This window comes from Pseudomonas sp. SDO5532_S415 (genome assembly GCF_054071155.1).
Genome location: NZ_JBSVWS010000160.1, coordinates 1 through 13,638, shown reverse-complemented (window position 1 = coordinate 13,638; position 13,638 = coordinate 1). Strand labels below are relative to the sequence as shown.

Below are 13,638 nucleotides of genomic sequence, written 5' to 3'. Positions count from 1 at the left end.
GCACTTGTGTTCGACACCGATCAACATGTGGGAGCGAGCCTGCTCGCGAAGGCGTCAGTCGACGCAATACATTCCTCAGCCCTTGCGCACCACCAATGTAAAACACATCGGCAACTGCGCCTCCCGCTGTTGGTAACGGTCGTACAGTTCCTCACGATTGGAATGCGGGTATTCCTTGAAATGGCGGATGTTCAGACCCGCCGCGAGGGCGCCGTGGAAGATGGCACCCAGGGTGTGGACGAACCAGTACGACGGCGCGGCCTGTTGTTCGACTTTGCCCTCGTAGACGATCGGCTCGGTCTGCACGAACGGCTCGCTGCGAAAATACGAACTGGCCAGGGCGAAGGGATCGGCACCTTCCGGGTCAAACATTTCCAGGAACGGATGGGTCTCGTACACCACCAGCGCCCCACCCGGCTTCAGTGTCTGTGCCACATGGCGGAAAAATTCGCCGATGTCCGGCATCCAGTTCAATACGCCGATGGTGATCAACGCCAGGTCGAAACGGCTCTGTAACTCAAGCGGCAAACGGTGAATATCGGCCTCGATGAATGCAGGCTCATGGGCCGAGCGTGACGCCAGTTCCCGCGCCTGGTCGAGAAACGCCGCGGACTGGTCGACACCGACCACCTGCCGGGCGCCCAGGGCAAACAGCGACAGGCTTTCGCGGCCATTGTTGCAGCCCAGTTGCACCACATCCTTGCCATCGACACCGACCTCGGTCAATACAGCGGTCAGGGTGTCATCCAGGCAGGTAAAATCCGACCGGCCCACGGCGCTCAAGAGCACCTGCCAGTCAGGGCTGTCCATATGGTGGCGGGCGGAGTCGTTCCAGGCATCGCGGTTGCTGGCGATGGCTTGTTCTTTTGTCGGCATTTCCATTGCACATTCCAGAATCGGGTCTTGGGTTGACGGTTGTAGGAGCGAGCTTGCTCGCGATGATCGTTAACGATAACACGGGGAGCCTGACACCCCGCGGCGCTCTCTAGCCCATCGCGAGCAAGCTCGCTCCTACAGGGGGCGCTATAGTTAATGACCTTGGGGATATGCGCGAAAACCGATGTCACAGGTGCTGCCATGAACAAGACCGAACAGACGCTGTTGCTTGCCCTTTGCCTGACCGCCGCCACCTGTGCACGGGCGGATGACAGCCCGATGCAAACCGAGCAGTCGAGCAGTGAGTTCAACTATTACGGGGCCGATCAACCCTTCGCCCACCCCGCCCCTCCTTCGCTGAGCACCGTACCGCCGGGGTCATATATCCCGACATCGCCCCAGACGTTCATCCCGGTTTCCAGCGAGCACGTGTTTTCCGACTCACGGTTGCCCACGGTGGCCGATGCCACTGTTCGCGTGTTCATCCGCACCTACGATTCGGAGCGCGGCGTCTACGTGAACCAGGAAGTCATCGACCCGAGGTGCATGCTGGCCTGCCTGAGCACTCCAGGCCCAGCGCTGTGAACCTGTAGGAGCGAGCTTGCTCGCGATGGACGAGAGAACGCAGCGGGGTATCAGGCCCCCAGCGTCATCGTTGACGACCATCGCGAGCAAGCTCGCTCCTACCACTGCCGTTTGTCCGGGCGCGCAAGGCCGAGTTTTTCGATCCGGTAGCGCAGCATGTCGCGGCTCAAGCCCAGCAGCCGTGCGGACTTGGTAACGTTCCAGTCGGTCTTGTCGAGCATCTTGCGCACCATGTCGCGTTCGACTTCCGGCAGGTTCATCGACTCGGTGCCGTTGTAAGCCACGCGTGGTTCGCTGGGTGGTAGCTCGTGTTGATACGGCGGTGGTTCATCCACCAGGCTCATGCAGACATTCAGCTGATGGGCGGCGACGATGTCGCTTTGCGCCAGCAGCACGGTCTGCTCCAGCATGTTGCGCAACTCGCGCACGTTACCCGGCCAGCTGTAGTTGAGCAGCAACTCTTCGGCCTGATCGCTGAAACGCAAATGCGGTTTGCCATAGCGTTTGCCATGGGTCCCCAGAAAGTGCCGGGCCAGCAACAGGATGTCTTCACCACGGACATACAAGCGCGGCACCTTGATCGAGATGATGCGCAGGCGGAAAAACAGGTCGCGGCGGAACTTGCCCTGCTGGACCATTTGTTCGAGGTTGCAATTGGTGGCGCTGATCACCCGCAGATCGACTTTACGCTCCTTGACCGAACCGACCCGGCGGATGCTCCGGTCTTCCAGCAGCTTGAGCAGCTTGGCTTGCAACAGCAGGTCCATTTCCCCCACTTCATCGAGAAACAGCGTGCCGCCGTCGGCCGCTTCCACCAGCCCGACACGACGATCCTTGGCGTCGGTAAAGGCGCCTTTCTCGTGACCGAACAGCTCCGACTCCACCAGGTTGGAGGGAATCGAGGCGCAGTTGAATTCAATGAATGGCCCTTTGGCGCGCGGGCCGTCGAAATGCAGGGCACGGGCCACCAGTTCCTTGCCCGTGCCCGTCTCACCTTCCACCAGCACCGGCGGCAGGTCGGTGTTGGCCATCCGGCGTTCGGCGTCGAGCAACTGGGCGATGGTGCCTTTGAGGTAGACCATCGGCGCCGATTCGCCGATCAGCGCCTGCACCCCGGACTTTTGCGCCTCGCGCTCCTGATAGAACGACAGCGTGCGCTCCATCCTTTCGGTAGCCAGGGCCTTGTCCAGCAGCAGCTTGAGTTCCGGCAGCGCCACGGGTTTGGTCACGTAATGGAACGCGCCTTCCTTCATGGCCACCACGGCGTCCTCGACGTTGCCGTAGCCGGTCATCATGATCACTTTCAGATCCGGCGCGCTGATGCGCAGCTTCTGGATCAGGTCGTGACCACTCATGCCTGGCAACGAGTTGTCGGTCAGCACCACGTCGGGAACGAAAGTCCTCAATTGCTCCAGTGCGTCTTCAGCCGAGTGGCAGACCGTCACTTCGAAGTCTTTGCGCTCAAGGTAAGTCTGAATATTCTCGGCGAGGAGTTCATCATCCTCGACCAGCAGTATGCTGTGTTCCATATTCCCCTCCCGTTGCCACTTTAAAATTCAGACAAACGCGGGTTCCTTCCTGCTCCTGGCTGGTCAGTTCGACCGAGCCTTCAAAACGCTCCATTATTCTTTTGACCAGCGCCAGGCCCACCCCCAGCCCACCTTGTTTGGTGGTGAAGAACGGCTTGAAGACCATTTGCTGTTGCTGCTTGGTCATGCCCTTGCCGGTGTCGTTGAGGATCATGCTCACTTGACCCGGGACCGGTGTTTCAATATCGATGCTCAACACGCCACCGGCAGGCATGGCTTCCAGGGCATTGGCGAACAGGCTATTGAGAATTTGCGTGAGCAGCACCTGCTGGCTGACGACCGGTGGCACGCTTTTGGGGGTGAAGCGCACGTCGACGTTCGAGCGCTTGATCAGCGGTTCGAAGGCACCCAGGGCATCGTCGATGGTCAGCACCAGGTCGACACGTTCATGGTCATCATTGACCGGTCGCAACGACACCAGCAATTCACGGACCCAGCGCGACATGCGGTCGACCTGGCTGATGATGTCGCCGATGTTTTTCTGCGCGGTCTGGCTGGCGATTTCCTGGGCCAGTTCAGCGCTGGACCGGATATTGGCCAGTGGATTGCGCAGGCTGTGGGCCACCGCCGAGGACATTTCCCCCAGGGCGACAAAGGTTTCGTTGGCCACCAGTTGTTTTTGCTGGCTCTGCAGCAGCATGGCCGCGCGGCGCACGATCCAGAACAGGCCCAGGTAAATCGCCGCCCCGCCCAGCAGGGTCGCCAGCCAGATTGCCTTGAACCCGCGCTGGATGCGCTCCACCAGGTCCGCCGGCTCCTTGTAGATCTCCACCATGGCAATCACTTTGCTTTTGTCGGCGTTGAACATCGGAATGTAGTTTTCGATGAACAGGTACTGCGGTTCACGCAGCAAGCGTTGCTCGGGGCGCTCCTCGTCGATTTCGTGATAACTGGTGGACACGGCCTCTTTCATTTCGAAGGACTCGTCCAGTTCCTCATCGTCTTTGATCCGCACGCCGATCAGCTCCGGGTTCGTCGACCAGACGACGGTACGATCGAGGGCGTACACCGTGGCCAGCAGAATGTCCGGCAGGTGTTCCACATGATCGAGAAACTCGACGCGCGATGACGCACGTGCCGCCGGATTGACATCCTGGTAAGCGTTTTCATCCCGGGGGTCGAGCATCTCGCCCATGGTCCGTTTCGGGGTGATCTGGGCATGGCGAATTTCCGCATCGCCAATGGCCTGTATGAATTGCGCGGTCAGCATCGAGTCGCGCTCGATACTCTCTTCCACCACGAAGCGCGTGGAAATGTAGCCCAGCCCCAGCGCTACCGCGGCGATGATGAAAAAACTCGCCAGGGAGAACCAGCGCACCAGATTGAACGGCGGTCGCCACTCCTTGCCTCCTGTCGCCGGGGGAGTCGGCGCAGGTACTTTTTGTTCTTCCAGTATCTGCATGGGACGGTCCTGGTTACGAGTCTTCAAGCCTTTTCAGCCGTGTTTCGGATCAGTGTAGGTGGCATTGCCCGCCTCTGAAGGTCGAGCGAGTGTTATTTCGCCACTATTGCACCCGAGTCTTGCCGGGGGCCGCGATTGCGTGATGATGTTCGGGTTCTTCGTTGCCGGCCAAAGGGGTTGAAGGCGGATGTTGGCGATCGGTTTCCTCCTGTAAAAAGTCGATGATCGACTGCGCGGACTTCTCATCCATGCGCAGGTTGGGCATCGGTATCCTGTCGAAGCGTTCGAACAGCTCCATGGCAATCGGGTCTTTTTCCGCGAGCATGCGGTCCGGCTCACGGATCCAGCGGCTGAGCCAGGCCGGATCGCGTTGTCGGGTCACGCCGATCAGGTCCGGGCCGATGCTGCGCAGGCCGATGCCCTGCCCATCCAGCGGACCGAGGCTGTGGCACGAGGCGCAACGGGTGCGAAACAGTTCTTCGCCGTTGCTCGGTGGACGAATCTCCGGGGCGTTGGCGTAGCTCTCTGCAATGCTCGGTTGTTTCCAGTTATGCAAGGTGTTGGCCAGTTGATCGGCCAGAATCCACGGGTTCTCGAAGGGTGAGGCTTTCATCCAGCGACCGGTTTGCTGGTTGCCGACAATCAGGCTCAGGTTGTGGTCCTTGCTGCGACCGTTGTCCACGCCTTCGATGAACAACCCGAGCTTTTGCCGCAACTCGGTGACATCGGCGAACTCTCCGGTGAGGAACTGCCAGCCCGGCCCGACCTGGAAACGTTGCGAATAGGCCTTGAGCACCGCAGGGGTATCACTCAAGGGATCGATGCTGATGGAGTAGAAAAAGATGTCCTTGCCGACCCGGTCGCCGAGCAGTTTTTGCACCTGACGCAGGCGCGCGGTTTCCAGCGGGCAGGAATCGCTGCACGAAGTGAAGATGAAATTGATCACCACCACCTTGCCCTTGATCAGGTCATCGAAAAAATGCACCTGCCGACCGTCCTGGTCGGTCAGCAGGGTGTTGGGGAAATAGGCGCCACCCCACGGGCTGGCGGAGTCGACGATGGCTGTTTCCACCGGTGCTGCTGCGGGGATGGGTGCGGGTGTCGACGGCGTTGGTTGGGCGATCAGCAGCTGGCTGACCAGCAAACCGGTGGCCAACAGGAGCACAAGGTGCATGCCCAAGGCACGTGAGCGTGGTGTATGCAGATTCATGTCGACACCTTGATACCCGGCATCAACCACCACGTGAAAGGAGCGCGCGCTCTTCTGTCCATCACCAGCTGCCTCATGTGCGTGAAGGAGGTGATGGTGCCTTTGCAAAAGCCTCGCCAATTTGTAACTGCTTTATACAAAGACGCTGATACCCCATAAAACAAAGGCTTATCAACATCAATGCGCCATGATCGGGAAAACCGATTGGGGAGTGGTACCCGCTAATGGGGAAAGTTCGCCCCCAGTTTCAGGGGCCTTGCAGGATTGGGATGGTGCGGGGAGGCGTCTCGCTATGGCGGCCTTGCAGCCGGCCAACTTCTTGTTGGTTTAATCCCGATCTATTTGTGGGAGCGAGCCGGCTCGCGAAAGCCGTGTGTCATTCACATTGATGGGGGCTGGAATGCCGCATTCGCGAGCAGGCTCGCTCCCACAGGGATAACGCCGCCATCCATACCGTCCGAAAACTTCCAATGTCAGGAAGCCAACTTGAACGACAGACGCACACGGGTGCCCTCACCCTCTCGACTGTCGAGGGTCACGGCGCCGCCAAAACGCTCCATGATCCGTTTGACCAGGACCAAGCCGACACCGAGCCCGCCCTGCTTGGTGGTGAAAAAGGGGCGGAACGCCATTTTTCGTTGTTCTTCGGTCATGCCTTTGCCGGTGTCGCTGACCACCGCGCACACGCCGCGGGCATCGGTCGGCTCCAGGGTGATGGCCAGCGTCCCGCCTTCGTCCATGGCCTCCAGCGCATTGGCCAGCAGACTGTTGAGGATTTGCGTCAACTGCACCTGCTGGCTCATCACCATGGGTGTCTCTTTGGGCTCGAACACCACGTTGACCCGGGCCTTGGTGATCTGTTGCTCGAAGGCCATGAGGCTGTCATGCAAGGCTGCCACCAGATTGACCGGTTCGGCGTCGTCATTGATCGGTCGCAAGGACTGCAGCAACTCCCGCACCCACTTCGACATGCGATCGACCTGGCCGATGATGTCGCTGATGTTCTTGTGCGCCGCGCCACTGTCGAACTCCAGCGCCAGTTCGGCGCTTGAACGAATGGTCGCCAGAGGGTTGCGCAAGCTGTGGGCCACCGCCGAGGACATCTCGCCCAGAGCGACAAAGGTTTCATTGGTGATCAATTGCTTTTGCTGGGTCGCCAGCAGGTTCGCCGCACGGCGCACGATCCAGTACAGCCCGAAATAAATCAGGCCACCGCCCAGGGCTGTGGCCAGCCAGATCAGCACCAGGCCGCGCTCCATGCGGTTGATCAGGTCCTTGGGCTCCTTGTAGATCTCGACCATCGCCGTGACGTTCTTGCCATCGGCATCAAACAGCGGAATGTAGTTCTCGATGAAGATGTATTCCGGCGGCGTGATGAACTTCTGTTCCATGCGCGTCTTGTCCACATCGTGGTAGCTGGCCGACACCGGGGTCTTTGAAGCGAAGGCCTCATCGAGGTCCTCATCGGCATGGATCGTGGTGCCCATCAACGCCGGGTTGGTCGACCAGATCACCATGCGGTCGGGGGCATAAATGTTGGCGAGGATCACATCCGGCAGGTGTTCGATATGGTCGAGGAATTCACCACGGGCGTTGGCGCGGGCCATCGGGTCGACGTCGGGAAAGTCGCGGTCCTTGCGTGGGTCGAGCAGCTCGCCCATGGTCCGCACATTGGGAATCGCCACATGGCGCACCTCCGCCGAGGCAATCGCCTGAATGAACTGCGAGGTCAGTAACGCATCGCGCTGCACGCTTTCGGTAATCACGAATTTGGTCGACACCGAACCCAGCGCCACCGCCACCGTGCCGATCACCGCCATGCTGATGAGCGAAAACCAGCGCAGCAGATTGAACGGCTGTTTGCGCGTGCTCAGGCGAACATCGCCCTTGTCGGACTCGAGTGTTTTTGCCAGCGTGGTCATGGACATTCTTCTCGGACAACCCCTATAGGGTTATAGCCCACTGCTGGCAGTTTGCCCGGCCATGAACTGCCGCCTCCCCGCCCCCCCCCCGCTATCCCCATCTACCCCCAATCCTGGGGAAAGAGGCCCGCTCCCAGCATTGGGGGAATGGTCACCCATTGCGCAAAAAAGGCTTGTACACCGGGCCTCTCAGCGTTGTTTTCGCCGATTGGCATGGGAGTTGCCGAAGCCCTCTCAACTGACCCACATCCAAGGGGCAGGTACTCTGATAGAGGGAATACTCATGCACCCTTTACTGTCCAAAACCGCGATCGCAATGGCTGTGACCGCTCTGGCCCAAGGCGCTGCCCAGGCCGCGTTGTTTGCTGTAGACCCCGGTCCATATCAACCCGCTACCGGCGGCTTCGCTGCCTGGTATCAGGACACCCACGGTCGAACCCTCGACTTGTGTTTGTCCAAGGCTGTCAGTTCCAGGGTTCCCGGTGCCCCCGGCGCGCCCTCCTACATGTGCGTTTTGAATCCGGCCCCAGGGGTTTTCGACGACACCCAACCCATCGCTTTCCCGAGCAACTTTCCCGATGAAACGTTCTGGTTTACCGGTGAGGGTTCCATCGTCGATGCGGCCCGGGGCATCGACCTGACGTTTGTCAGCGCCGTCGAAGCAGCCTTCGCCGCGGAAGAGGTGAGAGAAGGCGACCAGGTCAGTTTTGGCCGTATCCGTATTCGGGTCGACGTGCCCACCGCCGGGGTCTACACCATCACCCACCCCTACGGCGTCGACATCTTTGACGTTCCGGCCGGTGGAGACCGCGCGATCAACATGACGCGCGACATCGGCATCGGCTCGCCAAAAACCTACGACGGCGCACTCAGAAGCGACATCGGCCCGTTCCTGCGCAGCGTCAACGGCCCCTACACCGAGACCAACCCGGACACGGGTCAAGCCGATCAATTCATCGGCGATCCGAACCTGGCCGAGGCCTTCACCGGCAGCCCTTTCAATACCAACTACATCCGCATCGAAGGCCCTAACGGACTGGATTTGCGCACGACGGTGATGACCATTTCCGGCAAGTTGTCGACGGTGGTCCGCCCTACTCCGATCATCGCCGAGCGCAGCACGTACTCGCGTAAAGCCGGGGAAAGCGCAACGGTGGCGCAGCAGGATGTGTTCGTGATGGCCCCACCGCCTCCTGCCACCGTGACCCTGGACAGCAACAGCCCGGTGCTGAACCTGAGCGAGGCCGACACCACCGGTCACTGGTACGCCCAGTCCGCCACCAACCCGACGTTGCCGAGCAACCTGGTGGTGACGGCCGACAACCATCTGGCCATCCCCACCAGCACGCCGACCTCTGTGTCCATGCCGTTGACCGACCTGGTGGTGATCTCGCAGGCCCAATACAGCCTGAACAGCGGGCAGATCACCATCGTGGCGTCGACCAGCGATGAAACATCGCCACCGGTCCTCACCGCCACCACCGGCACCGGTGTCGCCATCGGCTCCCTCAGCGGCGATGGCGCGGTGAAATCCCTGTCGACCGGCATCTCGCCGATTCCACCGGCCAAGGTTCGGGTGACGTCATCCAATGGCGGCAGCGATACCGAAGAAGTGGTCATCGTGCAATGAACGCACATAGGTCCAGATCCTCATCAGGAGGCATCATGAACAAATTGCCACGCCTGGCGCTCAACGCCCTGGGACTGACTCTATCGCTGTCCGGCAGTGCATTCGCGCAACTCGCTGCCGTCGACCCCGGCCCCTACACCTTTGCCACGGGGAAATTCCCCATGTGGTATCAGGACAACAATCTGCTGTCGCTGGAACTGTGCCAGTCGCGGGCGACCAGCTCGCGGTCACCGGGCGCTCCCGGCGCGCCATCCTACATGTGCATCCTGAGCCCGGAACCCGGGGTCTACGACGACACCCAGCCAATGGTGTTCCCGGATAACTGGCCAGGGGAAACCTTCTGGTACCTCGCCGAGACCAGCATCAACGATGTCGGCGGCTATGGGGTGGATGCCTACGTGGCCGGGATCGAGGCGGCATTCGGGGCCGAAACCCCTATCGACGGTGATCAGGTCAGCTTCGCGCGGATTCGGCTACGCATTAACATTCCTATCGCCGGGGTCTACACCATCACCCACCCGTACGGCGTGGAAACGGTCAACGTCACCGCTCCGGGTCGTCGGGCGATCAACATCACCCGCGACATCGGCATTGGCGCACCGGGTAACTTCTCCGGTGCCCTCAACGGGGAGGTGGGACCCTTCCTGCGCAGTGTCAACGGCCCCTACACCGAAGTGAACCCGGACACCGGCGCCATCGATACGTTCATCGGCGATCCGAACCTCAACGAAGCGGTCACCGGCAGCCCGTTCAATACCAACTTCCTGCGGGTCCAGGGTCCGGCCGGGACCATCCAGACCAACCTCTTTACCGTGTCCGGCAAAGTCCTCGACAGCCGTGCGCAAACCCCGGTGGAAATCGGCCGCGCCACTTACCGTCGCACCTCGTCAGGTAGCCGTGTGGAGGTCTTCGGCAAATCCGCCAACAGTTCAAGCCTGTGCTTCCGCGAAACCGTGGCCCTGGTTCCCGGACCTCCGCTGACGCCGTGCCTGACCAACATGCTCGGCAGCAGCGGCCAGTTCTTCGGCCATCGCCTGACGGGCGCCACGGTTCCTCCGCTGGTGGTGGTCACCGCGACCGACCCGAGCGGCACCACCCGGCCGACGGCGGTGTCGAGCAAAGTCACCGACGTGGTGAAAGTCCAGACCGCTCGTTACAGCTGGAGCAACCACAGCCTGCTGATCGAAGCCACCTCGTCTGACGAAGTGGTGGTGCCGGACATGGTTGCCCAGGGCTTCGGACGCCTGACGAAAACCGGCACCTTGCAGCGCCTGACCGTCAGCGACCTGCAACAGCCACCGGCCACTGTCACGATCAAATCCGCTTCTGGCGGCAGTGACACCGAGCCAGTCGTTGTGGTCGGTTCGGCACCGGACACCGGTGAAAACCAGGCGCCGATCGCCCTCGCCGACAGCGGCAACACCAGCTTCGGCGTACCGATCACCCTCAACCTGCTGACCAACGACAGCGACCCCGACAACGACACACCGCTGAGCATCACCGCGCTGACCCAACCGGCCCCCGGCCAGGGCACGGTGGTACTCAACGGATCGACCGCCGTCGTCTACACCCCGCCAGCGGTGGTCAACGCTCCGCTGACCACGACCTTCACCTACAAGGCGCAAGACGTCAAAGGGCTGGCCTCGACCGCTGCGGCGACCGTGACCATCACCGTGGCGCCTAACCAGCCTCCGGCGGTCGTCCCCGACAGCATCGCGACTTTGGGTGTGTCGATACCGATCAACGTGCTGGGCAACGACAGTGATCCGGAAGGCAACGGGCCGCTGGCAATCGACAGCTTCACTCAACCACAGCCAGGCCGCGGCACCGTTACCAGCAACGGCACGGTCCTGACCTACAACCCACCGGCCACGATCACCACGGCTTTCACCACGACCTTCACCTACTTCGCCCGGGATAGCTTCGGTGCTGTGTCGACGACGCCGGCCACGGTCACGGTGCAAGTCTCGCCACGGCCTGCCGCGGAAACCTTCGCGGTGACCGCAGCCACGGTGACGGCCCGTTCCAACAACCGCTTCAACTGGGACTTCACCGGCACCTCATCAGTGACTACCGGCAACACCATCACCGTCCAGGTGACCACCCCGACCGGGCTGGTAACCCTGGGTAGCACCGCGGTGCCGTTGACCGGACGCTGGAGGCTGACAGTGAGCAACAGCACCACGGTGGTTCCGTCGGCGAACCCGACCGCCACCATCACCTCGTCCCAAGGCACCGTGCGCACGGTGCAGGTGATCTCGAACTGAGTCCTGGCCCCATTCACTCGGTGAGTGGATGGGGCCGCTCTCTTCTCAAAAGGACAACACCATGAAAACGCCGACCGCCGCCCTGCTCTGCCTGCTTCTGCTTTGCAGCAGTGCCGGCGTGCGCGCCGACGATTTGATGGAGAACGACGACCTGGCGCCCGCCGCCGATCTCGGCGAACTGCCCCCTCCAGTGGGCCAGCACGCACTGATCGACCAGAACGGCCAGGCCAACATCGCACTGTTGCAACAGAACGGTCAGTCGCTGCTCGGCCAGATCGTGCAGTCGGGCAGCAATCAGGAAGCGTACATCCTGCAGCAAGGCAGCGACCTGATGGCCTTGATCAACCAGCAAGGTTCCGGCAACGCCGCGTCGATCACCCAGACCGGCAGCCACAACCGCGCGCAGATATCCCAGAACGGCAACAACAACGACGCCAACATCGTCCAGGCCGGCACGGGGCAGCAAAGTGCTGTGACCCAGGCAGGCAATGGAATGAGCGTATCGGTCACTCAATATCGCTAAAGCACTGCACCACTTGGAGGTTTCATCATGTTCAAACTGACGCCCCTTACCGCCGCCATTCTGGTCATTGTCAGTGCCCAGGCGTTGGCCGACGACAGCGTGTCCACCCAAAACCAGCTCGGTGACGCCAACATTGCCGATGTGAAGCAAAGCAGCGCACCGTTCAGTACTGCCACCCAGCAGCAACTGGGCGCGGGCAACGATGCGGCCGCCGTGCAGGATACGGCCACCAGCACCATTACCCAGACCCAGGTCGGCGACTACAACGCCGGTTACGCCGAGCAACTGTACGAAGACAACAGCACCATCACCCAGAACCAGCTCGGCACCTTCAACATCGCCCACGCCAGCCAGTCCATTGGTCTGGGAGCGGGCGAAGCCTTGCAACAGCAGACCGGCAACGGCAACTTCTCGTTCGTGTACCAGGACAGCCAGGACGGCACTTCCGGCCAGACCTACCAGTTCGGTGACGGCAACGAAGCCAACATCGAACAGATCCAGCCGGGCATGGCCAACAACGCGGTGATCATCCAGTACGGCACCACCAACTACGCCACCGCCGAACAGATCGGCCACATGGCCGGCCAGATCGACATCAACCAGGCCGGCAGCACCAACTATGCCTATGGCGACCAGCGTTATGGCGAGGGTGGCACCCTGACCATCAACCAGTACGGCGACGGCAACGGCACCGAAGTCTGGCAAGACACCCAGCTCAACAGCCAGGCCACCATCAACCAGTACGGCCAGACCAACGAAACCATCGTCGACCAGAGCTTCGGCGAAAACAACGTGGCCAACGTGCTGCAAGTCGGCGACCTGAACGCCGTTTACGCCGACCAGTTCGAGTCCGTGGGCTCCACACTCGGGATTTATCAAGAAGGCACCGGCAACGTGCACTTCACCTACCAGAGCGGCGACAGCCACGTGCTCAACACCAACTCGGTGGGCAACGATAACAAGGTCTACGCCAGCAACTGGAAAGGCCCGCAACTGGGCGGCCAGTTCGGCAGCAACCAGCGCGCCACCGTCAACCAGGCCGGCAACGGCAACATCGCCAGCTTCAAACAGGACGGCATCGGCCACATCATGACCACCAACCAGACCGGTTATGGCAACAAAACCACGGTCAGCCAGGCCAGTGCCTACAACGAGCTGTACTTCGACCAGAACGGCAGCGACAACATCCTGATCTCCGACCAGCGCGGCACCACCAACCTGGCCCAGGGCATCACCAACGGCACCGGCAACAGCACCGAGTTCAACCAGGAAGGCACCGGCAACCAGGCATTCACTACACAGCTGTATGGCGACGACAACATGATCACCGTCAAACAGGCCGACATCATGAACGTGGCGTATGTGACCCAGGGCGGCACCGGCAACATTGCCAATGTTGATCAGAGCGGCATGACCCAGACGGCGACCATTCAACAGTTGGGTTCGGCCAACCAGGCGACTGTGTTGCAGCAATAATCGCGGGGCATGAAAAAACCGCGGCCCTTGGAGAGAGGGTCGCGGTTTTTTTTGCAGGTTCGAAATGACATGGTTGCTTGTCCCGCCGCCTTCGCGAGCAGGCTCGCTCCCACCTTTGATCTTCATAAGACACCTATTCTGTATACGGCATAGGTCCA

10 protein-coding genes are annotated in these 13,638 nt (G+C 60.9%); 5 read left to right on the top strand and 5 right to left on the bottom strand.

Features of this window, described 5'->3' with window-relative positions:
- Positions 1-75: 75 nt before the first annotated feature.
- Positions 76-882 carry a class I SAM-dependent methyltransferase gene (locus ACW9HW_RS24730; RefSeq protein WP_457402005.1) on the bottom strand — a complete coding sequence of 269 codons (807 nt, stop codon included), beginning with the start codon at positions 880-882 and terminating at the stop codon, positions 76-78.
- A 195-nt stretch (positions 883-1,077) separates the two neighbouring features.
- Here ACW9HW_RS24730 and ACW9HW_RS24725 point away from each other — a divergent pair, with 195 nt between their 5' ends.
- Positions 1,078-1,461: a hypothetical protein gene (locus ACW9HW_RS24725; RefSeq protein WP_457402004.1), complete on the top strand. Its 384-nt coding sequence runs from the start codon at positions 1,078-1,080 to the stop codon at positions 1,459-1,461.
- Positions 1,462-1,559: 98 nt separating this feature from the next.
- Here ACW9HW_RS24725 and ACW9HW_RS24720 read toward each other — a convergent pair whose 3' ends face one another.
- The 4 genes from ACW9HW_RS24720 to ACW9HW_RS24705 form a co-directional block, all read right to left on the bottom strand.
- Positions 1,560-2,990: a sigma-54-dependent transcriptional regulator gene (locus tag ACW9HW_RS24720; RefSeq protein ID WP_457402003.1), complete on the bottom strand. Its 1,431-nt coding sequence runs from the start codon at positions 2,988-2,990 to the stop codon at positions 1,560-1,562.
- A complete protein-coding gene (locus ACW9HW_RS24715) occupies positions 2,959-4,452 on the bottom strand; it encodes a sensor histidine kinase (RefSeq protein WP_457402002.1) in 1,494 nt (497 codons plus the stop codon). Before ACW9HW_RS24715 ends, ACW9HW_RS24720 begins: the two co-directional genes overlap by 32 nt.
- 103 nt (positions 4,453-4,555) lie before the next feature.
- Positions 4,556-5,662 (bottom strand): SCO family protein, encoded by a 1,107-nt coding sequence (locus tag ACW9HW_RS24710; protein ID WP_457402001.1) that lies wholly within the window; start codon positions 5,660-5,662, stop codon positions 4,556-4,558.
- Positions 5,663-6,135: 473 nt separating this feature from the next.
- Positions 6,136-7,584: a sensor histidine kinase gene (locus ACW9HW_RS24705; protein ID WP_457402000.1), complete on the bottom strand. Its 1,449-nt coding sequence runs from the start codon at positions 7,582-7,584 to the stop codon at positions 6,136-6,138.
- A 283-nt stretch (positions 7,585-7,867) separates the two neighbouring features.
- Between ACW9HW_RS24705 and ACW9HW_RS24700 the strand changes: the two genes are divergently transcribed.
- The 4 genes from ACW9HW_RS24700 to ACW9HW_RS24685 all read left to right on the top strand — a co-directional run bounded on the left by ACW9HW_RS24700 (position 7,868) and on the right by ACW9HW_RS24685 (position 13,480).
- On the top strand, positions 7,868-9,214 hold the full coding sequence (locus ACW9HW_RS24700) for a hypothetical protein (RefSeq protein WP_457401999.1): 1,347 nt from the start codon (positions 7,868-7,870) through the stop codon (positions 9,212-9,214).
- 35 nt (positions 9,215-9,249) lie between these two features.
- Entirely contained in the window at positions 9,250-11,481 is a 2,232-nt protein-coding gene (locus tag ACW9HW_RS24695) for an Ig-like domain-containing protein (RefSeq protein ID WP_457401998.1), read from the top strand.
- 61 nt (positions 11,482-11,542) lie between these two features.
- Positions 11,543-12,004: a curlin gene (locus tag ACW9HW_RS24690; protein WP_095193440.1), complete on the top strand. Its 462-nt coding sequence runs from the start codon at positions 11,543-11,545 to the stop codon at positions 12,002-12,004.
- A gap of 27 nt (positions 12,005-12,031) precedes the next feature.
- Positions 12,032-13,480, top strand: coding sequence for a curlin (locus ACW9HW_RS24685; protein ID WP_457401997.1), 1,449 nt, complete (start codon positions 12,032-12,034; stop codon positions 13,478-13,480).
- The last annotated feature ends 158 nt before the right edge of the window (positions 13,481-13,638 follow it).